Source organism: Ectopseudomonas composti, from assembly GCF_900115475.1.
Taxonomy (GTDB): Bacteria; Pseudomonadota; Gammaproteobacteria; order Pseudomonadales; family Pseudomonadaceae; genus Aquipseudomonas; species Aquipseudomonas composti.
Window position 1 is genome coordinate 78,577 of sequence record NZ_FOWP01000012.1, and the last position, 23,931, is coordinate 102,507.

General features: G+C 63.7%; 20 protein-coding genes. 12 read left to right on the forward strand and 8 right to left on the reverse strand.

Annotated elements, in window-relative coordinates:
• Positions 1-187: 187 nt before the first annotated feature.
• Positions 188-2,275 carry a TonB-dependent receptor family protein gene (locus BM059_RS19555; RefSeq protein ID WP_074941076.1) on the forward strand — a complete coding sequence of 696 codons (2,088 nt, stop codon included), beginning with the start codon at positions 188-190 and terminating at the stop codon, positions 2,273-2,275.
• Between the two features lie 106 nt (positions 2,276-2,381).
• On the opposite strand, the gene BM059_RS19560 is transcribed toward BM059_RS19555, so the two are convergent.
• The 3 genes from BM059_RS19560 to BM059_RS19570 all read right to left on the reverse strand — a co-directional run bounded on the left by BM059_RS19560 (position 2,382) and on the right by BM059_RS19570 (position 5,721).
• On the reverse strand, positions 2,382-3,509 hold the full coding sequence (locus tag BM059_RS19560) for an acyl-CoA dehydrogenase family protein (protein WP_074941006.1): 1,128 nt from the start codon (positions 3,507-3,509) through the stop codon (positions 2,382-2,384).
• Positions 3,510-3,608: 99 nt separating this feature from the next.
• Entirely contained in the window at positions 3,609-4,799 is a 1,191-nt protein-coding gene (locus tag BM059_RS19565; RefSeq protein ID WP_074941007.1) for an acetyl-CoA C-acyltransferase, read from the reverse strand.
• 154 nt (positions 4,800-4,953) lie between these two features.
• Positions 4,954-5,721, reverse strand: coding sequence for a 3-hydroxyacyl-CoA dehydrogenase (locus BM059_RS19570; protein ID WP_074941008.1), 768 nt, complete (start codon positions 5,719-5,721; stop codon positions 4,954-4,956).
• An 87-nt stretch (positions 5,722-5,808) separates the two neighbouring features.
• Between BM059_RS19570 and BM059_RS19575 the strand changes: the two genes are divergently transcribed.
• The 8 genes from BM059_RS19575 (at position 5,809) to BM059_RS19610 (ending at position 16,201) form a co-directional block, all read left to right on the forward strand.
• On the forward strand, positions 5,809-6,189 hold the full coding sequence (locus tag BM059_RS19575) for a MerR family transcriptional regulator (protein ID WP_037001109.1): 381 nt from the start codon (positions 5,809-5,811) through the stop codon (positions 6,187-6,189).
• Between the two features lie 71 nt (positions 6,190-6,260).
• Positions 6,261-7,424, forward strand: a complete 1,164-nt coding sequence (locus tag BM059_RS19580; RefSeq protein ID WP_074941009.1) for an isovaleryl-CoA dehydrogenase — start codon at positions 6,261-6,263, stop codon at positions 7,422-7,424.
• A gap of 101 nt (positions 7,425-7,525) precedes the next feature.
• Entirely contained in the window at positions 7,526-9,133 is a 1,608-nt protein-coding gene (locus tag BM059_RS19585) for a carboxyl transferase domain-containing protein (RefSeq protein WP_074941010.1), read from the forward strand.
• 142 nt (positions 9,134-9,275) lie between these two features.
• On the forward strand, positions 9,276-10,070 hold the full coding sequence (locus BM059_RS19590) for a gamma-carboxygeranoyl-CoA hydratase (protein WP_074941011.1): 795 nt from the start codon (positions 9,276-9,278) through the stop codon (positions 10,068-10,070).
• 2 nt (positions 10,071-10,072) lie between these two features.
• Positions 10,073-12,001, forward strand: a complete 1,929-nt coding sequence (locus BM059_RS19595) for an acetyl/propionyl/methylcrotonyl-CoA carboxylase subunit alpha (RefSeq protein ID WP_074941012.1) — start codon at positions 10,073-10,075, stop codon at positions 11,999-12,001.
• A gap of 240 nt (positions 12,002-12,241) precedes the next feature.
• Positions 12,242-13,150: a hydroxymethylglutaryl-CoA lyase gene (locus BM059_RS19600; protein WP_074941013.1), complete on the forward strand. Its 909-nt coding sequence runs from the start codon at positions 12,242-12,244 to the stop codon at positions 13,148-13,150.
• A gap of 280 nt (positions 13,151-13,430) precedes the next feature.
• Positions 13,431-15,386: an acetoacetate--CoA ligase gene (locus BM059_RS19605; RefSeq protein WP_074941014.1), complete on the forward strand. Its 1,956-nt coding sequence runs from the start codon at positions 13,431-13,433 to the stop codon at positions 15,384-15,386.
• 65 nt (positions 15,387-15,451) lie between these two features.
• Positions 15,452-16,201 (forward strand): substrate-binding periplasmic protein, encoded by a 750-nt coding sequence (locus tag BM059_RS19610; RefSeq protein WP_074941015.1) that lies wholly within the window; start codon positions 15,452-15,454, stop codon positions 16,199-16,201.
• Here BM059_RS19610 and BM059_RS19615 read toward each other — a convergent pair.
• A complete protein-coding gene (locus tag BM059_RS19615; protein WP_208606116.1) occupies positions 16,198-17,418 on the reverse strand; it encodes a PilT/PilU family type 4a pilus ATPase in 1,221 nt (406 codons plus the stop codon). The two genes, BM059_RS19610 and BM059_RS19615, sit on opposite strands and share 4 nt — an antisense overlap.
• Positions 17,419-17,566: 148 nt before the next feature.
• Between BM059_RS19615 and BM059_RS19620 the strand changes: the two genes are divergently transcribed.
• The gene (locus BM059_RS19620) at positions 17,567-17,845 is read left to right on the forward strand and encodes a peptidylprolyl isomerase (RefSeq protein ID WP_017362973.1); all 279 of its coding nucleotides are present in this window, start codon (positions 17,567-17,569) and stop codon (positions 17,843-17,845) included.
• 7 nt (positions 17,846-17,852) lie between these two features.
• On the opposite strand, the gene BM059_RS19625 is transcribed toward BM059_RS19620, so the two are convergent.
• The 4 genes from BM059_RS19625 to BM059_RS19640 all read right to left on the reverse strand — a co-directional run bounded on the left by BM059_RS19625 (position 17,853) and on the right by BM059_RS19640 (position 20,591).
• A complete protein-coding gene (locus BM059_RS19625) occupies positions 17,853-18,764 on the reverse strand; it encodes a LysR family transcriptional regulator (protein ID WP_074941017.1) in 912 nt (303 codons plus the stop codon).
• Positions 18,765-18,832: 68 nt separating this feature from the next.
• Positions 18,833-19,312, reverse strand: a complete 480-nt coding sequence (locus BM059_RS19630) for a nuclear transport factor 2 family protein (protein ID WP_074941018.1) — start codon at positions 19,310-19,312, stop codon at positions 18,833-18,835.
• Between the two features lie 9 nt (positions 19,313-19,321).
• On the reverse strand, positions 19,322-19,912 hold the full coding sequence (locus BM059_RS19635) for a TetR/AcrR family transcriptional regulator (RefSeq protein ID WP_074941019.1): 591 nt from the start codon (positions 19,910-19,912) through the stop codon (positions 19,322-19,324).
• Positions 19,913-20,033: 121 nt separating this feature from the next.
• Positions 20,034-20,591 (reverse strand): carboxymuconolactone decarboxylase family protein, encoded by a 558-nt coding sequence (locus BM059_RS19640; protein ID WP_074941020.1) that lies wholly within the window; start codon positions 20,589-20,591, stop codon positions 20,034-20,036.
• Between the two features lie 89 nt (positions 20,592-20,680).
• On the opposite strand from BM059_RS19640, the gene BM059_RS19645 reads away from it, so the two are divergent.
• Both BM059_RS19645 and BM059_RS19650 read left to right on the forward strand, forming a co-directional pair.
• Positions 20,681-20,995, forward strand: a complete 315-nt coding sequence (locus BM059_RS19645) for a winged helix-turn-helix transcriptional regulator (protein ID WP_074941021.1) — start codon at positions 20,681-20,683, stop codon at positions 20,993-20,995.
• Positions 20,996-21,134: 139 nt separating this feature from the next.
• On the forward strand, positions 21,135-23,927 hold the full coding sequence (locus BM059_RS19650) for an autotransporter outer membrane beta-barrel domain-containing protein (protein WP_074941022.1): 2,793 nt from the start codon (positions 21,135-21,137) through the stop codon (positions 23,925-23,927).
• Positions 23,928-23,931 lie beyond the last annotated feature (4 nt).

Consider the following 23,931-nt stretch of genomic DNA (forward strand, 5'->3'; position numbering starts at 1 on the left):
TTTGCGCGCACGCGGTTCGCCAATCTTTCACCAAACCTGGCACGGCCCATGGATGTCACTTGATTCAGCGGCCTGCGATGCCTTTGCCCTGCCGACCTCACGCGACGCCGGCCACGCTTGCGCCGCAATGAACATCAACCGCACCTGCAACGGTACGTACAAGAAGAACCTGCAAAAGGATCGCTCCATGCGCCTCAAGTTGACCTGCATCGCCCTGCTCCCAGGACTGACACTGGCCGAGCAGACGCCCTACGAGATCGACGAACTGGTGATCACCGGCAGTCGCTACGAAGCCAGCGGCTGGCAACTGCCCTTCTCGGTCAACCGCATAGACGCCGAACAGGCCACCTTAGGTAAACCGGGCGTCAACCTCTCCGAGGCGCTCGGCAGCGTGCCGGGCTTGGTGGTGCAGAACCGGCAGAACTACGCCCAGGATCTGCAGATATCCTCACGCGGTTTCGGTGCCCGTTCGGCCTTTGGCATTCGCGGCATCAAGCTGCTGGCTGATGGCGTACCGCTGTCCAATCCCGATGGCCAGGGCCAGGCGGCGACCTTCGACCTCGATACTCTGGAACGCATCGAAGTGCTGCGCGGGCCGTTCGCCAGCGTCTACGGCAGCAACTCCGGCGGGGTCATCCAGCTCTTTTCGCGCGATGGCGAAGGCCCACCCAAGGTCTCGCTCGACACCTCCCAGGCTGCCTACGGCACCAGCCGCACCCGTGTCGCTGCCGAAGGCGGTAACGACAAGGCCGGCTTTATCATCAATCGCTCGCACTTCGAAACCGACGGCTACCGCGACCACAGCGGCGCCATTCTCGACAAGACATTCGCCAAGCTGACCCTGTACCCGGACGATCTCAGCAAACTGAGCCTGAGCTTCAGTGAACTGGATCAGAACGGCACGCAGGACCCGCAGGGCCTGACCTGGCAACAGGTGCAGTCTGACCGACGATCTGCCGCCCCCAGTGCTCTGCTGTTCAATACGCGCAAGACCGTCGATCACCGCCAGTTCGCCCTCAACTACGAACGCAGCTTCGCCGCCGGCACCTGGCAAAGCACGCTGTATAGCGGCACGCGGCGGGTAATTCAGTACCAGTCGATTCCAAGACTCGCCCAACTGCCACCAAGAGATCCTGACCAAAAGCACTCAGGCGGTGTTATCGACTTCGAACGTAGCTTCCACGGCATCGGTAACCGCTGGATTCAATCCTTCGACCTGGGCAGCAGCCTGCTGACCGTCACCACTGGCCTGGACTATGACTACTCGCGTGATGATCGTCAGGGCTACGAGAATTTTGTTGGCGACACCCTCGGGGTAAAGGGCGACTTACGCCGTGATGAGCGCAACGAGGTCACCAGCCTGTCACCCTATGTCCAGGCAGCCTGGCAACTGGGCAAGCTCGACCTGCAGGCCGGCCTGCGCCACAGCCAGGTGGAGTTCGATGTGGACGACCGCTTCCTGAGCAATGGCGACGACAGCGGCTCGGTCACCTATCGCGAACTGACACCAACGCTAGGCGCCAGCTATGCCCTCCTGCCGGACCTGAATGCCTACGCCAGTTGGGGCAAGGGCGTGGAGACGCCGACGCTCAACGAGCTGTCCTATTCCGGCCCAGGCAACAGCTTCGGCTTCGATCTCAGGCCAGCCACCAGCGAGCAGATCGAAATCGGCCTCAAGGCTCGCCTGGCCGACGCCACCAGTCTGCAACTGGCGCTGTTCCAGATCGACACAGATGACGAACTCGTCGTCGCCTCAGCCCTCGGCGGGCGCAATAGCTTCCAGAACGCCGCCCAAACCCGTCGCCGAGGTGTCGAGCTGGCACTGCAAAGCCAGCTGAGCGAAACCCTGCGTGCCAACCTCGCCTACACCCAGATCGACGCCACCTACAGCAAGGATTTCACCAGCAACGGCCGGCTGATCGAGTCGGGCAACCATCTACCGGGCATCCCCGCCCGCAGCCTGTATGGCGAACTCGCCTGGCAGCCGCTGGGCTGGTTCAGCACCGCCGTCGAAGGTCTGTACCGCAGCAAGCTCTACGTCGAGGACAGCAACACCGCCAAGGCGGCGCCGAGTTATGCGCTGTTCAACTGGCAGGCGCGCTTCGAGCAGAAGGCCGGCGCGCTGACCTTCAATCAGGTGCTGCGCATCGACAACCTGCTAGACCGCAAGTACATCGGTTCGGTGATCGTCGGCGACGGTAACGGCCGCTATTACGAACCCGGCCCTGAGCGCGCCTGGTACGTCGGCGCGGGTGTGCAGTACCAGTTCGATTGAAGCTGACAACGAACGAGCCCCCTCTCCCACTTGTGGGAGAGGGCTGACTACCCTCAATAACGGTGCCAGCCCCGGTGCGCACGGCGCACCCTACGGTTGCACGTCCTTATAGACTGCGGGCGATCACCATCCGCTGCACGTCGCTGGTGCCTTCATAGATCTGGCACACGCGCACATCGCGGTAGATGCGCTCGACCGGGAAGTCCTTGAGGTAGCCATAGCCGCCGAGCGTCTGGATCGCCGCCGAGCACACCCGTTCGGCCATCTCCGAGGCGAACAGCTTGGCCATCGATGCCTCGGTCAAACACGGCTGACCGGCCTCACGCAGGCTCGCCGCGTGATGCACCATCTGCCGCGCCACGGCGATCTGCGTGGCCATGTCCGCCAGGCGAAAGGCCACGGCCTGGTGTTCGATGATCGGCTTGCCGAAGGTCACCCGCTCGTGGGCGTATTCACGCGCTGCTTCGAACGCGGCCCGCGCCATGCCCACCGACTGCGCGGCGATGCCGATGCGTCCGCCTTCTAGGTTGGCCAGGGCGATGCGATAGCCCTCGCCCTCCTCGCCAAGGCGCAGATCGGCCGGGATACGCACGTCGTCGAGCTGGATCTGGCAGGTATCGGAGGCATGCTGGCCAAGCTTGTCCTCTACCCGCACCACCGAGAATCCCGGCACATCGGTCGGTACGATAAAGGCACTGATGCCCTTCTTGCCCGCTTGCGGGTCGGTGACGGCGAACACGATGACCATGCCGGCGTGGCTGCCGGAGGTGATGAACTGCTTGGCACCGTTGAGCACGTAATGGTCGCCATCGCGCCGCGCGCGGGTACGCAGGTCGCTGGCGTCGGAGCCGGCCTGCGGTTCGGTCAGGGCGAAGGCACCGAGCATGCTGCCCTCGGCCAGCGGGCGGAGAAAGCGTTGTTTCTGCTCCTCGCTGCCGTACTTGAGGATCGGCATGCAGCCCACCGAGTTGTGCACGCTCATGATGGTGGAGCAAGCACCATCGCCAGCGGCCACTTCCTCCAGGGCCATGGCGTAAGCCAGGTGACCGGTCTCGGCGCCGCCCCACTGCTGTGGCACCAGCATGCCCATGAACCCCAGCTGGCCCATCTCGGCGATGGCCTCGGCTGGGAAGCGATGCTCGCGGTCCCAATCAGCGGCGAAGGGTTTGAGCCGCTCCTGGGCGAACTGACGAGCCATGTCACGGATAAGGGTGTCTTCTTCGTTGGGCAGCATGGCTGGCTCCATACGTAGGGTGCGCCATGCGCACCGCTGGTTGGCGGAAACTCTCGGTGCGCACAGCCTGGGCGGCCCCACGACACCCTACGGGTCGATTCAATACAACTCGATGGCCACGGCGGTGGCTTCACCGCCACCGATGCACACGGATGCCACGCCACGCTTGAGGCCACGTTGCTGCAACGCTGCCAGCAGGGTCACCAGGATGCGTGCGCCGGACGCACCGATGGGATGGCCAAGGGCACAGGCGCCGCCGTGCACATTGAGCTTTTCGTGGTCGATGCCCAGCTCACGCATGGCCACCATCGGCACCACGGCGAAGGCCTCGTTGATCTCGAACAGATCGACCGTCTCCAGCGCCCACTCGATACGCGTCAGCAGACGCTGGATCGCCGCCACTGGCGCCGTAGTAAACAGGTTCGGCGCCTGGGCATACCCGGCTTGACCAACGATGCGCGCCAGCGGCGTCAGGCCGCGCTCCTGAGCCTCGGACAGGCGCATCAGCAGCAACGCGGCGGCGCCATCGGAAATGGAACTGGCGTTGGCTGCCGTCACCGTACCGCCCTCGCGGAACGCCGGTTTCAGGCCGGGAATCTTGTCTGGGCGGGCCTTGGGCGGCTGCTCATCGCTGCTGACCAGACGTCGCTCACGTCCCTGCGGCGCCTCCACCGCAGCGATCTCGCTGGCGAACGAACCGTCCGTTATCGCCTGCTGGGCACGGCGCAGCGACTCCAGGGCATAGGCGTCCTGTTCCTCGCGGCTGAAGCGATACTGCTGCGCGCAATCCTCGGCGAAGGTGCCCATCAGGCGGCCGCGCTCGTAGGCATCCTCCAGACCGTCGAGGAACATATGGTCGAGCACCTGGCCATGGCCCATGCGGTAGCCACCACGGGCGCGCGCCAGCAGGTACGGCGCGTTGGACATGCTCTCCATGCCGCCGGCCACCAGCACATCGGCACTGCCGGCGAGCAACTGGTCATGGCCGAGCATCAGCGCCTGCATGCCCGAGCCACACATCTTGTTCAGCGTGGTGCACTGCGCCGCCTGGCTCAACCCAGCGCCCAGTGCGGCCTGGCGCGCCGGAGCCTGGCCCTGGCCAGCCTGCAGCACGCAGCCCATCAGCACCGTGTCTACCGCCTCGGCAGCGAGGCCGGCACGGTCGAGGGTCGAGCGGATCGCCGCTGCGCCCAGTTCAGCTGCCGTAAGACCGGCCAGATCGCCAAGAAAGCCGCCCATGGGCGTGCGTGCGGCACTGACGATGACGACGGGATCGAGTTGTTGTTTCATGAGTTTCACCTTCGAATCGCGTAGCCCGGATGCAATCCGGGAAAGTTGCTCTGCGTGTACCGGTGTATCTGAACGTAGGAGCGGCTTCAGCCGCGATCATGACAAGGCTGGAATGCCGCCCAACCGCTCCGACATAAACACCTGGTCGCCCCGGCTATTTCGCCGCCATGCGCAACGCGCCATCGAGGCGAATCACCTCGCCATTGAGCATCGCGTTCTCGACGATATGCCGCACCAGCGCGGCGTATTCGTCAGGTCGGCCGAGGCGTGGCGGAAACGGCACATTGGCCGCCAGCGAATCACGCACCTCCTGCGGCATGCCGGCCATCATCGGCGTCTCGAACACACCGGGGGCGATGCACATCACGCGGATGCCCGAGCGCGCCAGGTCACGCGCGGCCGGCAGCGTCAGTGCGGCGACACCACCCTTGGAGGCGGCATAGGCCGCCTGGCCCATCTGCCCATCGAACGCCGCCACCGAAGCGGTATTGATGATGACCCCGCGCTCGCCGCCGGCGTTCGGCGTGTTCTGCGCCATGGCCTCGGCAGCCAGGCGCAGCAGGTTGAAGCTGCCGATCAGGTTGACTTCGACGGTGCGGCGGAAACTGTCCAGACCATGAGCACCGTTGCGGCCCAACACTTTCTCGGCAGGCGCAACGCCGGCGCAGTTGACCAGCCCGTGCAGCGCGCCGAATGCCGCCAGCGCCTGCGCCACGGCTGCGTGGCCGTCCTCTTCGCGGGTGATATCGGCGCGCACGAAGCGCGCGCTGGCGCCCAGCTCGGCGAGGGCCTGCAGGCCTGCCTGCTCGTTGATATCCAGCAGCAGCACCTTGCCGCCCTGCCCGACCAGTTCACGCGCAGTGGCCAGGCCCAGGCCGGAGGCGCCGCCGCTGATCAGGAACACCGATTCGTCGATACGCATGCTCAACCTCTGTGATTGTTGTGGGGTGAGATTGACAGGCAGATTTGCACAGGTTTACGTTAACGTAAAGGTAAACGAGCAATGACCATGGCAACCACCTACTCCATCTCCGACCTGGCCCGCGAACTGGACATCACCACGCGCGCCATTCGCTTCTACGAGGAGCAAGGCATGCTCGCACCCGAGCGGCGCGGCCAGGAGCGCATCTACAGCGCTAAGGACAAGGTGGCGCTGAAACTCATCCTGCGCGGCAAGCGCATCGGCTTCTCGCTGGCCGAATGCCGCGAGCTGATCGAGCTCTACGACCCGGAAACCGGCAGCCGCAAGCAGTTGGAGACTTTCATGGGCAAGATCGCCGAGCGCCGCCTGCAGCTTGAACAACAATTACTGGATATCCAGCAGATGCAACTGGAACTGGATACCGCCGAGGAGCGCTGCCTGGCAGCCTTGGCCGAGACGCAAGCCTAGGGTGCGCTGTGCGCCACTTGATCCGACCCGGTGCGCATGGCGCACCCTACGACAACAACTATAGGTGACCCATGAGCTACCCCACCCTCAACTTCGGCCTCGGCGAAACCCTCGACATGCTGCGCGATTCGGTGCACCACTTCGCCCAGGCCGAGTTGGCGCCGCGCGCCGCGCAGATCGACCGCGACAACGAGTTCCCCATGGACATGTGGCGCAAGTTCGGTGACATGGGCCTGCTCGGCATGACGGTCAAGGAAGAGTACGGCGGCACCGACATGGGCTACCTGGCGCACGTACTGGCCATGGAAGAGATCAGCCGCGCCTCGGCATCGGTAGGCCTGTCCTACGGCGCGCACTCCAACCTCTGCATCAATCAGATCCACAAGAACGGCAGCGAGGCGCAGAAGCACAAATACCTGCCCAAGCTGTGCTCCGGGGAGCATATCGGCGCCCTGGCCATGAGCGAGCCCAACGCTGGCTCCGACGTGGTGTCGATGAAGCTGCGTGCGGAGAAGCGCGGCGACCACTACGTGCTCAACGGCAACAAGATGTGGATCACCAACGGCCCGGACGCCCACACCTACGTGATCTACGCCAAGACCGACATCAACGCCGGCTCACGCGGCATGACCGCCTTTATCGTCGAGCGCGACTTCAAGGGTTTCTCCCGCCACCAGAAGCTGGACAAGTTGGGCATGCGCGGCTCCAACACCTGCGAGCTGCTGTTCGAGGACTGCGAAGTGCCGGAGGAAAACATCTTGGGCAGCGAGGGCGGTGGTGTGCGCGTGCTGATGAGCGGCCTGGACTACGAGCGCACCGTGCTCTCCGGTGGCCCGACCGGGATCATGAGTGCCTGCATGGACGTGGTGCTGCCCTACGTGCACGAGCGTCAGCAGTTCAAGCAGTCCATCGGCGAGTTCCAGCTGGTGCAGGGCAAGCTGGCCGACATGTACGCCGGCATGAACGCCTCCAAGTCCTACCTGTACAACGTGGCCAAGGCCTGCGACCGCGGCGAGGAATCACGCAAGGACGCCGCCGCGGTGATCCTCTACACCGCCGAGATGGCCACCAAGATGGCGCTCGACACCATCCAGCTGCTCGGTGGCAACGGCTACACCAACGAATACCCGGCCGGGCGCCTGCTGCGCGACGCCAAGCTCTATGAGATCGGCGCTGGCACCAGCGAGATCCGCCGCATGCTGATCGGTCGTGAGTTGTTCAACGAGACGAAATAACAACGGCCACTGACCCGTAGGGTGCGCCGCGCGCACCACCCAAAACGACTTGGTGCGCACGGCGCACCCTACGACGGTAGCCAGAAAACGGAGTGCGCCCAATGGCCATCCTGCACACCCAGATCAATACTCGCTCACCGGAGTTCGCCGCCAACCAGGCAGCGATGCTTGCCCAGGTGGACGAACTGCGCGCCCTGCTCGCCCGCGTCCACGAAGGTGGCGGCGCCAAGGCGCAGGAGCGCCACACCTCGCGCGGCAAGCTGTTACCGCGCGAACGCATCAACCGCCTGCTCGATGCCGGCTCGCCCTTCCTCGAGATCGGCCAGCTCGCCGCCCATGAGGTGTACGGCGAAGACGTACCGGCAGCCGGAGTGATCGCCGGTATCGGCCGCGTCGAAGGCGTCGAATGCATGATCGTGGCCAACGACGCCACGGTAAAAGGCGGCAGCTACTACCCGCTGACGGTGAAGAAGCACCTGCGCGCCCAGGCCATTGCCCGCGAGAACCGCCTGCCGTGCATCTATCTGGTGGACTCCGGCGGCGCCAACCTGCCGCGCCAGGACGAGGTGTTCCCGGATCGCGAGCACTTCGGCCGCATCTTCTTCAATCAGGCCAATATGAGCGCGCTGGGCATCCCGCAGATCGCTGTGGTGATGGGCTCCTGCACCGCCGGCGGCGCCTACGTGCCGGCGATGAGCGACGAGACCATCATGGTGCGCGAACAGGCCACCATCTTCCTCGCTGGCCCGCCGCTGGTGAAGGCCGCCACGGGCGAAGTGGTGAGCGCCGAGGAACTGGGCGGCGCCGATGTGCACTGCAAGACCAGCGGCGTGGCCGACCACTATGCCGAGGACGACGAACATGCCCTGGCCCTGGCCCGTCGCTGCATCAGCAATTTGAACTGGCGCAAGCTAGGCCAGCTCGACTGCCGCGCGCCCATCGCCCCGCGCTACGCAGCCGAGGAGCTGTACGGGGTGATCCCGGCCGACGCCAAGCAGCCCTTCGACGTGCGCGAGGTGATCGCCCGCATCGTCGACGACTCACAACTCGATGAATTCAAGGCGCTGTTCGGCACTAGCCTGGTGTGCGGCTTCGCTCGCATCAATGGTTACCCGGTGGCGATCCTGGCCAACAACGGCATCCTCTTCGCCGAATCGGCGCAGAAAGGCGCGCACTTCGTCGAGCTGGCCTGCCAGCGCGGCATTCCGCTGCTGTTCTTGCAGAACATCACCGGTTTCATGGTCGGCAAGAAATACGAGGAAGGCGGCATCGCCAAGCACGGCGCCAAGCTGGTCACCGCCGTGGCCTGTGCTCAGGTGCCGAAGTTCACCGTGATCATCGGCGGCAGCTTCGGCGCCGGCAACTACGGCATGTGTGGCCGCGCCTATGACCCGCGCTTCCTGTGGATGTGGCCCAACGCGCGGATCGGCGTGATGGGTGCGCAACAGGCCGCCGGGGTGCTGGTGCAGGTCAAGCGTGAGCAGGCGCAGCGTGCCGGCCAGACGTACACCGATGAGGACGAGCAACGCCTGAAACAACCCATCGTCGAGCAATACGAGCAGCAGGCACACCCCTTCTACTCCAGCGCCCGCCTGTGGGACGACGGCGTGATCGACCCGGCGCAAACCCGTGAGGTGCTAGCCCTGGCGCTGTCGGCCAGCCTCAACGCGCCGATCGAGCCGACCCGTTTCGGGGTGTTCCGCATGTGATGACCAACTCCCCTCTCCCGCTTGCGGGAGAGGGGCCGGGGGAGAGGGTTAAACGCTCGAAGCGCCCTCTCCCCAGCCCTCTCCACTAGGCGTGCCCCCAATGAATGGGAGAGGGAGCAAAAAGCAGATTCCGGAATTGACCATGACCAACTTCACCACCGTAGAACTGGAAAAAGACCCACGCGGCTTCGCCACCCTGTGGCTGAACCGCCCGGAGAAGAACAACGCCTTCAACGCCGAGATGATCCGCGAGCTGATCCTCGCCCTCGACGCCGTGGGTGAAGACAAGAGCCTGCGTTTTCTCCTGCTGCGCGGGCGTGGCAAGCACTTCTCCGCCGGAGCCGATTTGGCCTGGATGCAGCACGCTGCCACCCTCGATTACAACGCCAACCTGAGTGACGCCCGCGAGCTGGCCGAGCTGATGTACAACCTGCACGGCCTGAAGATCCCGACCCTGGCCGTGATCCAGGGCACGGCCTTCGGTGGTGCGGTGGGCCTGGCCAGTTGCTGCGACATGGCCATCGGCGCGGATGACGCGCTGTTCTCGCTGTCCGAGGTACGCATCGGCCTGGCCCCGGCGGTGATCAGCCCCTTCGTCGTGCAGGCCATCGGCGAGCGCGCGGCCAAGCGTTATGCGCTCACCGCCGAACGCTTCGACGGCCAGCGCGCCCGCGAGCTGGGCCTGCTCGCCGAGAGCTACCCGGCCGCTGACCTGGAAAGCCAGGTCGAGGCCTGGGTCGCCAACCTGCTACAGAACAGCCCGCAGGCCATGCGCGCCAGCAAGGATCTGCTGCGCGAAGTGGGCAGCGGCGAGTTGAGCCCGGCCCTGCGCCGCTACACCGAAAACGCCATCGCCCGCCTGCGCGTCAGCGCCGAGGGCCAGGAAGGCCTGCGTGCATTCCTGGAAAAACGCCAACCCAACTGGCAGGAGCAATGACCATGATCGACACCCTGCTGGTCGCCAATCGCGGCGAAATCGCCTGCCGCGTGATGCGCACGGCCAAGGCCATGGGCATCCGCACCGTCGCCGTGCACAGCGCCATCGATGCCAGCGCCCGCCATGTGCGCGAAGCCGACGTCGCGGTGAATCTGGGCGGCGCCAAGCCCGGCGAAAGCTACCTGCTGATCGACAAGATCATCGCCGCGGCCAAGGCCAGCGGCGCACAAGCCATCCACCCCGGCTACGGTTTTCTCTCGGAGAACGCCGGCTTCGCCCGTGCCATCGAGCAGGCCGGGCTGATCTTCCTCGGCCCACCCGCCTCGGCCATCGACGCCATGGGCAGCAAGTCGGCGGCCAAGTCGCTGATGGAAGCCGCTGGTGTGCCGCTGGTGCCCGGCTACCACGGCGACAAGCAGGATATCGACACCTTCCGCGAGGCCGCTGCACGCATCGGTTACCCGGTACTGCTCAAGGCGGCAGCCGGTGGCGGCGGCAAGGGTATGAAGGTCGCCGAGCGCGAGAGCGAGCTGGCCGAAACGCTGGAGTCCGCGCAGCGCGAAGCGCAGTCGGCCTTCGGCGACTCGCGCATGCTGGTGGAAAAATACGTGCTCAAGCCGCGCCATGTGGAGATTCAGGTGTTCGCCGATCAGCACGGCAACTGCCTGTATCTGAACGAGCGCGACTGCTCGATCCAGCGCCGCCACCAGAAAGTGGTCGAAGAAGCGCCGGCGCCCGGCCTGAGTCCCGAACTGCGTCGCGCCATGGGCGAGGCGGCGGTCAAGGCCGCCCAGGCCATCGGCTATGTCGGTGCCGGCACCGTGGAATTTCTGCTGGATGAGCGTGGCGACTTCTTCTTCATGGAGATGAACACCCGCCTGCAGGTCGAGCACCCGGTCACCGAAGCCATCACCGGGCTCGATCTGGTCGCCTGGCAGATTCGCGTCGCCCGTGGCGAGCCGCTGCCGATCAGCCAACAGCAAGTACCGCTGAACGGGCACGCCATCGAAGTGCGGCTGTACGCCGAAGACCCGGATCACGATTTTCTCCCCGCCACCGGCACGCTGGCGCTGTACCGCGAAGCCGGTAACGGCGAAGGGCGTCGCGTCGACAGCGGCGTGGCCGAGGGTGACAGTGTTTCGCCCTTCTACGACCCAATGCTCGGCAAGCTGATCGCCTGGGGCGAGAACCGCGAACAGGCACGCCTGCGTCTGCTGAGCATGCTCGACGACACCCTGGTCGGCGGCGTGAGGACCAACCTGGCGTTCCTGCAACGCATCCTCGCTCATCCGGCCTTCGCCGCATGCGAGCTGGACACGGGGTTTATCCCGCGCCATCAACAGCAGTTGCTGCCGGCCCCCGGTGGGTTGCCGGACAACTTCTGGCAACTCGCTGCCGATGCCTGGGTACAGAGCGAAAGCCTCGTGCAGCGCGCGGACGACAGCCATTCGCCCTGGGCCGTTCGTAGTGGTTGGCGTGCCGGTGGCGTGGCGGAAATCGACTTGCACCTGAACTGCCAGGGCGAGAGCCGCAAGGTGCGCGCGAGCAACCAGGCCCGCTTGCAAGGCGAAGAGCTGCAGGCGGAAATCGACGGCACGCGCCAGCGTCTGCGCGCCATCCGCCGTGGCGATGCCCTCTACCTGCAATGGCACGGCGAGCTGCATGCCATCAGCCGCTTCGACCCCATCGCCGCCGCCGAGGCCAGCCATGCCCAGCAGGGTGGCCTCAGTGCACCGATGAACGGCAGCATCGTCCGCGTACTGGTCGAACCCGGTCAGGCGGTCGAGACTGGCACGGCGCTGGTGGTGCTGGAGGCGATGAAGATGGAGCACAGCATCCGCGCGCCCGAAGCCGGTACGGTCAAGGCGCTGTACTGCCGCGAAGGGGAAATGGTCAGCGAAGGTGCGGTGTTGGTGGAGCTAGAACCGTAGGGTGGATCGCGCTTCATCGATCCACCATGAAGTCATTCGCCTGCATCAAGGTGGACATGAAAGGCGATGTCCACCCTACATAGCAGCGCAAGGGTGGATCACGCTTTATCGATCCACCGTGAGGCCATTAGCCCACAGCAAGGCGGACATGAAAGGCGATGTCCACCCTACGTAGCGAATCGACCATCTTGCCGCGAGTGGTGCGCACCGCGCACCCTACGATGAAAACGAGGACAGCCTATGAACCTGCCCAAATCCGTGCGCCTGGTCGAAGTCGGCCCGCGCGATGGTCTGCAGAACGAGAAAAAGCCGATCAGCGTGGCCGACAAGGTGCGCCTGGTGGACGATCTGACAGCCACCGGTCTGAGCTACGTGGAGGTGGGCAGCTTCGTGTCCCCCAAATGGGTGCCGCAGACGGCCGGCTCCGCCGAGGTATTCGCCGGCATCCAGCGTAAGCCCGGCGTCACCTATGCAGCGCTCACGCCAAACCTGAAAGGTCTCGAAGCCGCACTCGAAGCCAAAGTCGAGGAAGTGGCGGTGTTCGCCGCCGCCAGCGAGGCCTTCTCACAGAAGAACATCAACTGCTCCATCGCCGACAGCCTGCAGCGCTTCGTACCACTGATGGCAGCGGCCAAGGCGGCGAACGTGCGTGTACGCGGCTACGTTTCCTGCGTACTCGGCTGCCCTTACGATGGCGAAGTCGCGCCCAAGCAGGTCGCCAGCGTCGCCCGCGAGCTTTACGCCATGGGCTGCTACGAAGTGTCGCTGGGCGACACCATCGGCACCGGCACCGCCGGCAAGACGCGCGCGCTGATCGAGGTAGTTGGCCGCGACATCCCGCGCGACAGGCTCGCCGGGCATTTCCACGACACCTATGGCCAGGCCCTGACCAACATCTATGCCAGCCTGCTCGAAGGCATCAGTGTGTTCGACAGCTCGGTCGCCGGCCTGGGCGGTTGTCCCTATGCCAAGGGCGCCACCGGCAACGTCGCCACCGAGGACGTGCTCTACCTGATGCAGGGCCTGGGTATCGAGACAGGTGTGGACATGGACGAGCTGATCGCCGCGGGTCAACGCATCTGCGAAGTGCTGGGCAAGACCAACGGCTCGCGGGTGGCGCGGGCACGCCTGAACCGCCAGGTCCCCTAGGGTGGATGACGCTTTTTTCATCCACCGTCGTGGTGGATCGGTGAAGCGTGATCCACCCTACGCACTGAACAACAGCCCGCATATGCGTAGGAGCGGATTCATCCGCGATTATCGCGGCTAAAGCCGCTCCTACAGGCAGGTGTACCGTATCGGCCTGTCGTTTGCTTCCGAACATATGAAAAGGTCGGTGCGATAGCCGCGAAGGTCGCTCAGGTTAAAGGCCTGATTGCCCATGCGTACTAACCTGAAGCTTACGAACAAGCAACGACGAGGACTGGCCATGCAGCAGCCTCTCTGGACGCCCTCCGCCGACCGCATCGCTGGCACCCGCATGGATGCATTCCGCCGTTTCGTCAACGAGCGCCAGAGTTTGCACCTGGCCGACTACCCTGCCCTGCACGCCTGGAGCGTCGAGCAACGCGAAGCCTTCTGGCAGGCCATCGTCGACTTCTTCGACATGCGCTTGCACAGCCCCGCCGAATGCGTCCTGCGCGAAGGTCCGACAATGCCGGATGCACAGTGGTTTCCCGGGGCCACCCTGAACTTCGCCGAACACCTGCTGCGCCGCCGTGACGGCCATCCGGCACTGGTGGCCATCGCCGAGGATGGCACCCGCGAACAGCTCAGCCATGCGCAACTGGCTGCCCATGTAGCCGGGCTGCAACGCGCCCTGCAACACGCGGGCGTGGGCATCGGTGATCGCGTGGCGGCCGTCATGCCCAACACCTGGCAGACCGTGGTGGGCATGCTCGCCACCGCCAGCCTGGGCGCCACCTGGTCGAGTTGCTCGCCGGACTTCGGCACCCAGGGCGTGATCGACCGCTTCGGTCAGATCGAACCCAAGGTGCTGATCGCCGCCGCCGGTTATCGCTATGCAGGGAAGAATCTGGACCTGACCGACAAGCTCAATGAAATTCTCCAACAGCTGCCTTCCTTGCAGCATTTGGTGCTGGTGCCCTACGCCAAGCTCGACGCTCGTGCCACGGATTGCAAATCCGTCGCAGCGATCAGCCTGTGGCAGGACTTCTACCAGCCCGGCGGCGCGCCGCAGTTCACCCCGGTGCGCTTCGACCAACCGCTGTACATCCTCTATTCCAGCGGCACCACCGGCGTGCCCAAGTGCATCGTCCACGGCGTCGGCGGCACCCTGCTGCAACACCTCAAGGAGCTGGGCCTGCACACCGACCTGACAGCCGATGACTGTCTGTTCTACTACACCACCTGCGGCTGGATGATGTGGAACTGGCAGGTAGCAGGCCTGGCCCTGGGCGCCACCCTGGTCCTCTACGACGGCTCGCCCTTTCACCCCGAACCCACACGCCTGATCGATCTGATCGACGCCGAGGACATCTCTGTCTTCGGCACCAGCGCCAAGTTCATCGCCGCGCTGGAGAAAGCTAGCGTCAAACCGCGCGAAAGCCACAAACTGAGCAGCCTCAAGGCGATGCTCTCCACCGGTTCGCCGCTGGCCCACGAGGGCTTCGACTACGTCTACCGCGACGTGAAGCGCGACCTCTGCCTGTCATCGATCTCCGGCGGCACCGATATAGTCTCCTGCTTCGCCCTGGGTAACCCGACCCTGCCGGTCTGGCGCGGCGAACTGCAGTGCAAGGGCTTGGGGATGGACGTGCAGGTATGGAACGACAGCGGCCAAGCGGTGACCGGAGAAAAAGGCGAGCTGGTTTGCGCCCGGCATTTCCCCGCCATACCGGCAGGCTTCTGGAACGACGCCGATGGCGAGAAATTTCGTGCCGCCTATTTCGCCACTTTCCCCGGCGTCTGGGCCCATGGTGACTATGCAGAGGAGACCGCTCACGGCGGCCTGATCATTCATGGCCGCTCCGACGCCGTGCTCAACCCCGGCGGCGTGCGCATCGGCACTGCAGAAATCTACCGCCAGGTAGAAAAGGTGCCGCAGGTACTGGAGTCCATCGCCATCGGCCAGGACTGGCAAGGCGACGTGCGCGTGGTGCTGTTCGTGCGTCTGCGTGATGGCATCACATTGGACGACGCGCTACACGACGAAATCTGCCGAGTGATTCGTGCCAATACCACGCCGCGCCACGTGCCGGCGAAGGTCATCCAGGTCGCCGATATTCCGCGCACCCTCAGCGGCAAGATCGTCGAATTGGCCGTGCATAACGTCGTCCACGACCGCCCGGTGAAGAACACCGATGCCCTGGCCAACCCCCAGGCATTGGCGCTGTATCGCAACCTGGCAGAGCTACAGCGATGACCTGAGCACTGCCTGGCAAACGCCGAACTGCGGCGCCCCTATACTGTTTCGACCAGAACAACAGGATGTTCGTCGTGCCCAACCCCCTTTGCCTGCTCGCTGCCTTGCTGGTCGCCGGAATTGCATCAGCCAACGAGCCCATCCAGCTGTACATGCCGGACGCTCCACCGCTGACCATGCATCACTACGAGGGCGGCCACGGCATGGTCGGGGACGTGGTACTGACCGCACTGGCCAGAATCGGCAAGCTCACCCACATCGTCGCCGAGCCCTGGCCGCGCTCTCAGATACGGGTCGCCAAGGGCAAGGACATGCTGATCATCCCTTTATCGCGGACGCCCGAGCGCGAGCAGATCTACACCTGGATTGCCCCGATCATGGAGTTGGAGCGTGCCTTCTTCAGCCTCGATGAGCCCGTCAGCAACTTCGCGCAGGCACGCCAACGCTACCGCCGTATAGGCGTCGGCATGGGCACGGCGCAGGTTGGCATCCTGCAACGCGAAGGTTTCAGCGACGAACAGATCGTGCAGCTCAAGCTGGGCGAGAACCCGGCCCATCTGCTCAGCCTCGGCAGAATCGACGCCTGGTTCACTGGCGTGCCGGAGGCGCTGTATATCTGGGAGGGTTCGACCTATCGAAAACAGAACCTGCGCAGAAGCCCGACGCTGGCCAGCACTGCCCTGTATCTGGGCTGCTCGAAAGATTGCGATGCGCAGTTGGTCGAACAACTGCGCACAGCCATCAGTGAGCTGGAGCAAGACGGCGTCAGCCTTCTTTTGCGCCAGACGTACCTGCCGCTACAACCTGACCCCTAGATTCCCTGCCGCCCCGGGTCCTCTGGCGGCTGCTCTTCCTCGATATCCTCGAGCTTCAGCTCCAGCCCCCAATCCCCTGCAGAGGCAGCCTTCGCTGGGGCAACGGGTGCCGCCACCGGCGCTGCAACGGCAGGTGCAGGCTTGGCGTTGGCCGGGTTGTCGCGATGGAGTTTGAGCTTCAGCCGCACGTTATTCGCCGAATCGGCATTTTTCACCGCCTCGTCCTCGTCGATGGCGCACTCGTGTACCAGGTCGATCAGCGCTTGATCGAAGGTCTGCATGCCGAGGTTCTTGGATTTCTCCATGATTTCCTTGAGCTCGGAGAATTCGTTGCGCTTGATCAGGTCACGCACCGTAGGCGTACCCAGCATCACCTCCACCGCAGCGCGGCGCTTGCCATCGACGGTCTTGACCAGACGCTGGGAGACGAACGCCTTGAGGTTGTTGCCCAGGTCGTTGAGCAACTGCGGGCGGCGATCCTCGGGGAAAAAGTTGATGATGCGGTCCAGCGCCTGGTTGGCGTTGTTGGCGTGCAGGGTGGAAATCGCCAGGTGCCCGGTATCGGCAAACGCCAGGGCGTGTTCCATGGTCTCGCGGTCGCGGATCTCGCCGATCAGGATCACATCCGGCGCCTGGCGCAGGGTGTTCTTCAGTGCCGCGTGGAAGCTGCGCGTGTCCACGCCGACCTCACGCTGGTTGATGATCGATTTCTTGTGCCGGTGCACGTACTCCACCGGGTCTTCGATGGTGATGATATGGCCGCCGCTGTTGCGGTTGCGGTAGTCGATCAGCGCAGCCAGGGAAGTCGACTTGCCCGAGCCGGTGCCGCCGACGAACAGTACCAGGCCGCGTTTTTCCATCACCGTGCTGAGCAGCACCTCTGGCAGCTTGAGGTCTTCGAAACGAGGGATATCCAGCTTGATGTTGCGCGCGACGATGGACACCTCGTTGCGCTGCTTGAAGATGTTGATGCGAAAGCGCCCGACGCCCGACAGGGAGATGGCCAGGTTCATCTCCAGCTCACGCTCGAATTCCTCGCGCTGGGCACTGTCCATGATCGCGTCGGCAATGGCCGCCACATCACCCGCCTTCATCGGTTCCTGGCTCAGCGCCTTGAGCACGCCGTTGAACTTCGCACAGGGCGGCGCACCAGTGGACAGATACAAGTCGGAGCCATCCTGAGTGGACAGGATTTTCAGCATTGCGTGGAGATCCATGGCGGCGTTTCCGTGAGCACGATTGAAATACCATAGGCCATGATTCGTCCGTGCCGCAGACGACGCAAAGCCGACAAAATTGACGCCATTCTGCTGGCGCAATGATTACTGGCACAATAGCGCCCTGACAGATTTGAGGAACCCATCAATGGCAAAGGCAATGGCCCGCCACATCCTGGTCAAGACCGAAGCGGAGGCCGCGGCACTGAAAAAGCGCATCGCCGCTGGCGAGGCCTTCGACGTGCTGGCCCGCAAACACTCCACCTGCCCCTCCGGCAAGAAAGGCGGCGACCTCGGCGAAGTGCGCCCGGGGCAGATGGTGCGCGCGGTGGATCAGGTGATTTTCAAGAAGGCGCTACGCGAAGTGCACGGCCCGGTGAAGACCCAGTTCGGCTATCACCTGATCCAGGTCTTCTACCGCGACTAAGCCGTGTTCAGGCGCCAGGCTCACCCATGAACTCGACGATCTTGCTTCTCAGCCAGCGCTCGGCCGGGTCGTTGTCGGTCACCCCGCTCCAGACCATCGACAGATCTGAGTTCACCAGTTCGAAAGGTGGGTCATCGGCGCGCAGACTGGTGCCCTCGATCAGCGCCGCGGCGGCGAAATCGGGAACCGTGGCGAGCATTTCCGTACCGGCGATGATCGAGCGCAAGCCACTGAACTGCGGCACAGCCAGTACCACGCGGCGCGAGCGTTCCAAGCGCGCCAGGTCGTTGTCGATATTGCCGCACAGATCGCCCGAGAACGACACCAGCGCATGCGGACGCGAGCAATATTCGTCCAGCGTCAGCGCGCCGGGGCGGTCATCGCCACGCAGCACCTTGACCTTCATTTCGCGCAACTTGCGCCGCTTGGCGTTGGCTGGCAGCTCGGTGGTGTAACTGACGCCAACGGAGATTTCCCCAGAGGCCAGCATCGACGACATCAGCAGGAAGTTGACCCGTCGCACCACGATCACCACCTCCGGCGCCTCTTCACGGATCTGGTTGAGCAGCGCCGGGAACAGGCCGAACTCGGCGTCATCGGACAGGCCGATGCGGAAGGTGTCGCGATTGGTCGCCGGGTTGAACTCACGGGCACGGCTGACCGCGCCCGAGATGGTGTCCATCGCCGGCTGCAACTCCTTGAGAATCGCCAGCGCCCGCGCCGTCGGCTCGAAGCCACGACCATTGCGTACCAGCAACGGGTCGTCGAACAGGTCACGCAACCGGGCCAGCGCCGCACTGACTGCCGGCTGGCCGAGAAACAGCTTCTCGGCCGCCCGGGTCAGGTTCTTTTCGAACATCAGGGTTTCGAAGATCACCAGCAGATTCAGGTCGACGCGGCGCAGGTCGTTGCGATTCATCCAGAGGGCCTCGGGGCGCAGGTTTATTGGCGCATTAAAGCAGCAACTCCCGTGCCCACATAGCCCGATCAGAGCCCCAGTACGGAGAGGCCTGGATGATCGTCAGGGCGACGCCCCTGAGGCCAGCGGAACTTGCGCTCGGACTCCAGGATCGGCAAGTCGTTGATGCAGGCATAGCGGTTGATCATCAGCCCGTCAGCACCAAACTCCCAGTTCTCGTTGCCGTAGGAGCGAAACCAGTTGCCCGAGTCATCACGCCATTCGTAGGCATAGCGCACGGCGATGCGATTGTCGGTGAATGCCCAGAGTTCCTTGATCAGGCGGTACTCCAGCTCCTTGGCCCATTTGCGCTCGAGAAACGCCCGCGCCTGATCGCGGCCATTGGCGAACTCGGCACGGTTGCGCCAACGCGTATCGAGGCTGTAGGCCAGCGCGACCTTGGCCGCATCACGGCTGTTCCAGCCGTCCTCCGCCAGGCGGACTTTCTCGATGGCACTCTCGCGAGTGAACGGCGGCAGCGGCGGACGAACTTCAGTATTTGACGACATGACGACACCTCAGGCTTGCGGGGGGTTGGGCCCATCGCTGGGCGACAGGGATTGCAGAAGCAATTGCGCAGTACGGCCGGCGCTGTCGGCAGAATCCGCCTGGCCGGTAACCATGGCGACGGCAGTAGCGCCATCGATCAGCAGAAGAAACTGCCTGGCCATTTCCTCAGGCTCGGCAAAGCCGCCAGCCGTGGTCAGCTCGTTCAGATAGGCCAACAGGCGCTGTTTATGCAGCAGCGCCACGGCGCGGATTTCACTGTCAAGATCACCGATCTCACCCGCCGCATTGATAAAGGCGCAGCCGTGAAAGTCGGCTGCCGAAAACCAGCTACGCAGCAGGGGAAATACTGCCAGTAGCCGCTCGCTTGGCGAGCCAGCGGAAGTACCCGCGATGAACCACTGCATCCAGCGCTCATCACGCGCGCGCAGCGCAGCGGCAACCAGTGTTTCCTTGGTCGAATAGAGGCGGTAGATGCTTTTGCGCGCCACCCCGGATGCCTTGACGATGGCATCCATCCCGGTCGCGTTGATACCACCGGCATAGACCAGGCTTTCGGTGGCTTGTAGCAAGCGCTGCTGGATTGAGGCGTCTTCGAGCATGGTTCGAACCAAAGAGAATGATCGTTCTCAGTAAAGTAGAACGATCATTCTCAAAGGTCAAGCAAATGCATGAACCTCAGGATAAGTCTCTCGACGAAATGTTGACTGACACCAAACTACGTTAGCTGCGAAGGAGGTACTCATTGAATCTCGCCGCCCCCTGCTCCATTGGCAGATCAAGCCCGTTGGCAAGGTAGGCGACCGTCCGATAAAAGCCTGCCAGCATAAATATCTCCAGAACCTGCTCGTCATCGAAATGCACACGCAGGCGAGCGAACTCCTCATCGCTCAAAGTCGCTCGCTCGTGCAGCGCATCGACGGTAGTCAGTAGTGCGGCCTCCTCAAGCGACCACACTTCAGGGCGCAGGGGCCTGTCCAGAGTGGCTCTCACCTCCTCCCGGCTCAAGCCAGCCGCTTTGCCGAACGTCGTTACATGCACACCCCACTCGTACTCGCACCCGCTCAATGCGCAGCATCTGTCGATGACCAGCTCGCGCTGACGCAGCGTCAGCAGCTTGCCATCCAACAGGGCTCCCGCCGTGAACTTTTGCCATGCGCGCCTGCTGCTTGCCAGGGTTGTGAATAGCAGCAGTGGCGGCACACCTGCACCCATGACTCTGTCGAAAGACGACTGGATTTCCTCGGTATAAGGCTTGTTCAGTGCTGCAATTCTGGTCATGCTCATTCTCCGCTATCGAATATGTAGCAAAAGTATCGCTACAGAATATGTAGCAAACAAGAGCAATAAATAGGGGTGATAAGCGCAGCATGACTTCATCGATTCTCAGCGGGCGCCGCCCGATCATGGCGCTGCTCGATCTGCTCGGGCAGAAATGGGCGCTGCGCATTCTCTGGGAACTACGCGATGGCGCACTCAGCTCCAGGGCGCTGCGAAGTGCATCGGGGGATATATCGCCAACGGTACTGCAGAGTCGAATCAACGAGTTACGCGCCGCAGGTCTGATCGAGTCAGGCGATAAGGGCTATGCGCTCACACCTCTGGGGACGGAGCTGACGGAAACCTTCCTGCCGCTCTATCGCTTCGCCGATAAGTGGGCTAATCAGCTGCAAGAGACTCCGTAACGATAGAGCGCAAGTTCGTTACGGCGATGCGAGTCGACGACCAGGCTGGAGCGAACATTGATGACAAAAGGCGTGGCCTCCTTCACCATCTGCTGGCAATTTGCCTCCAACACCATAACAACACCTCATGGATGTCATCATGCAGCGCCCCGACCGTCGCCACTTCCCGCTCCGTCGTCTTTCCCTCCAGATCGCCCAGGCATCGCTCCTGTTGAGCACCGGCGCAGCAATGGCGGCAACCAACTGCAGCACGTCGGGCAATGTCACTACGACACAATGCAGCGCCATCGATATCCAGATGGTGGGGGGCACGGGTGCCTCGTCGCTCACCGTGACGGATACCACGGCGAATTCGGTTGCCGTGCTGAGTTCACCCTACGACAGTGGCCCGTTCACTCAGAACCTGACCATCGACGGCACCACGGTGCTGAGCCGCAACGACTATCCGGCGGTGTACATGTATTCCAGCCAGCCCGGCTGGAACGCCAATCTGCAGATCGGCTCAGGGGTGAGCATCACCTCCGCAGGCCCGTTCGGCGCGGTCTGGTTACGCTCGGAAAGTAACGACGCGAGCACCAGCAACACCATCGTGGTGGACAGCGCCGCCAGCATATCGAGCTTCGGCGCCAGTTCCGACGGCATCACCGCCACCTCCAACAATGGCGCCGTCTCGCTGACCAACCGTGGCAGCGTAACCGTAGCCGGCGGGCGTGGCCTGTACGCCGACGGTGGCTCGGCCAGCCTGACGCCGGTCAGCGTCAGCATCACCAACCTGGGCTCGGTTCATGCTTATCAGGCGGGTGCACGTGCGATCGACTATAACGGCACAGCGGTGATCGATAACCGTGGCAGTGTCCGTTCGACCACTCGCCAGGGTCTGATCGCCTGGTCCGCCAATGGCGGCGCCCAGATCAGCAACAGCGGCACCGTGGTTGCCGACCATTACGATGCGGTTGTGGCGGCCGGTACTGGCGGCAACGTGACGGTCACCAACAGCGGCAGCATCACCGCCAACCGCAACCTCAACCTCAGCCAGGTCAGCCCGGATTTTCATGGCATCAGCGCCTATACCGATGGCATCGGCAACGTGACCACCACCAACACCGCCAGCGGCGTCATCAACGCCGCGTGGGACGCAGGCATGGCGGGCGCCAGCGCCCAGGGCACGATCAGCATGCTCAACGCCGGGCGTATCAACGCCCTTACCGGCCTGCTCGCCGAATCCAACAGCGGCGCGGTAAACATCACCAACAGCGGAACCCTGAACGCCAGCAGCGTGGGTATTCAGGTCAACTCGGCCAGCAGCGGTGACATTGTCAACAGCGGCACCATCGCCAGTGCCAGCACCGCCTTCCTGGTTAGCGACGGCACGGCCGTGGATGTCGACAATCGCAACGGCTCTCTGGCGGTTGGCAGCCTGCAATTGGGTTCACTGGCCAATTTTCTCAACAGCGGCAACCTGGTGTTGAAACAGGGCGCTAGCTTGAGCAATTACGCCACAGGCGGATCGGTGGTGAGCAGCAGCGTCGGCGGCAACTTCACCCAGAGCGCCAGCGGTTCGTTGAACATCGCAGCGGCCAGCGTGGCCAGTTACAGCACCCTGGCGGTCGGCGGCGCGGCGAACCTGGGCGGCACCCTCAAGGTCGACGTCAAATCCAGCTACACGGGCGGCGATCTAACCGACGTGATCACCGCAAACGGCGGCATTACCGACAACGGCCTACGCGTAACCGACAACTCCCTGCGCTATGCCTTCTCCACGCTATTCCGTGCCAACGGCATGGATCTGGTGGTGCGCGATACCGGAATGGATAGCATCAGCGGCGCCGTTTCCCCGCAGTCGCCCGGCGCATTGGGGGCCGCCGCCGTGTGGGACGACCTGCTGGCCAATGGCACCAATTCCACTGAACTGAACCAGGCCTTGCAGGAGATCGCCGGCAGTGACAACGCCGCCGAAGTCACCGGCAAAGTACAACAGACCCTGCCGCTGCTGACCGGCAATTCGATCAACTTGGCCAACAACACCCTGGGCAGCGTCAATTCGGTGATCCAGTCGCGTGTCGACGCAACACGCGGCCTGTCGTCCGGTGATGCGTTCATCGGTGATCGCCATCTTTGGATGAAGCCTTTCGCCACCCGCTCGCGCCAGGGCAATCGCAACGGCGTGGTCGGCTACAGCGCCGATACCCATGGTTTCGTGATCGGTGCCGATGCCAACGTCTGGCCAGATACCGACATGGGCCTGGCGCTCGCCTATGCCAAGACCGACGTCTCGAGCAACTCCGCCGGGCCGAAGCAGAGTGCGGACATCGACACCTATCAGCTCGTCTTCTACGGTCGCCATGCGCTGGACGCCAGCAGCGATCTGTTGTTCCAGCTCGATGCCGGCAAACTGCGCAGCGACGGCAAGCGCCAGATCGATATGCTCGGCCTCAGTGCCGAGTCCAGCTACGACAGCAAGACAGCCCATGCCGGCATCGGCGTGGACCGCCGCTTCCAGCTCAGCGAACGCACCACCTTCAAACCAGCGCTGCGCCTCGACTACACCTGGGTCGAAGACGACGCCTATCGCGAGAAAGGCGCCGGCGGCCTCAACCTGCAGGTGAAGTCGCGCAGCACCGACGCACTGGTGCTCGGCCTGGACGGGCTGCTCAGCCATGACCTCACCGACCAGTTGACCGCCACCGCCAACCTCGGCGCCGGTTATGACTTCTACAACCGCGACGCCTCGATCATCGCCGCCTATGCAGGCGCGCCGGATGCTGCCTTCGTCACCGAAGGCAGCAATCAGTCGCCCTGGTCGCAGCGCGCCGGTGCCGAGTTGATCTACACCACCGTCAATGGCACCGAGATCACCGGCCGTTACGACGCCCTGCATCGCGAGGGTTTCCTCAGCCAGACCGCGTCAGTGCAACTGCGCTGGATGTTCTGACGAG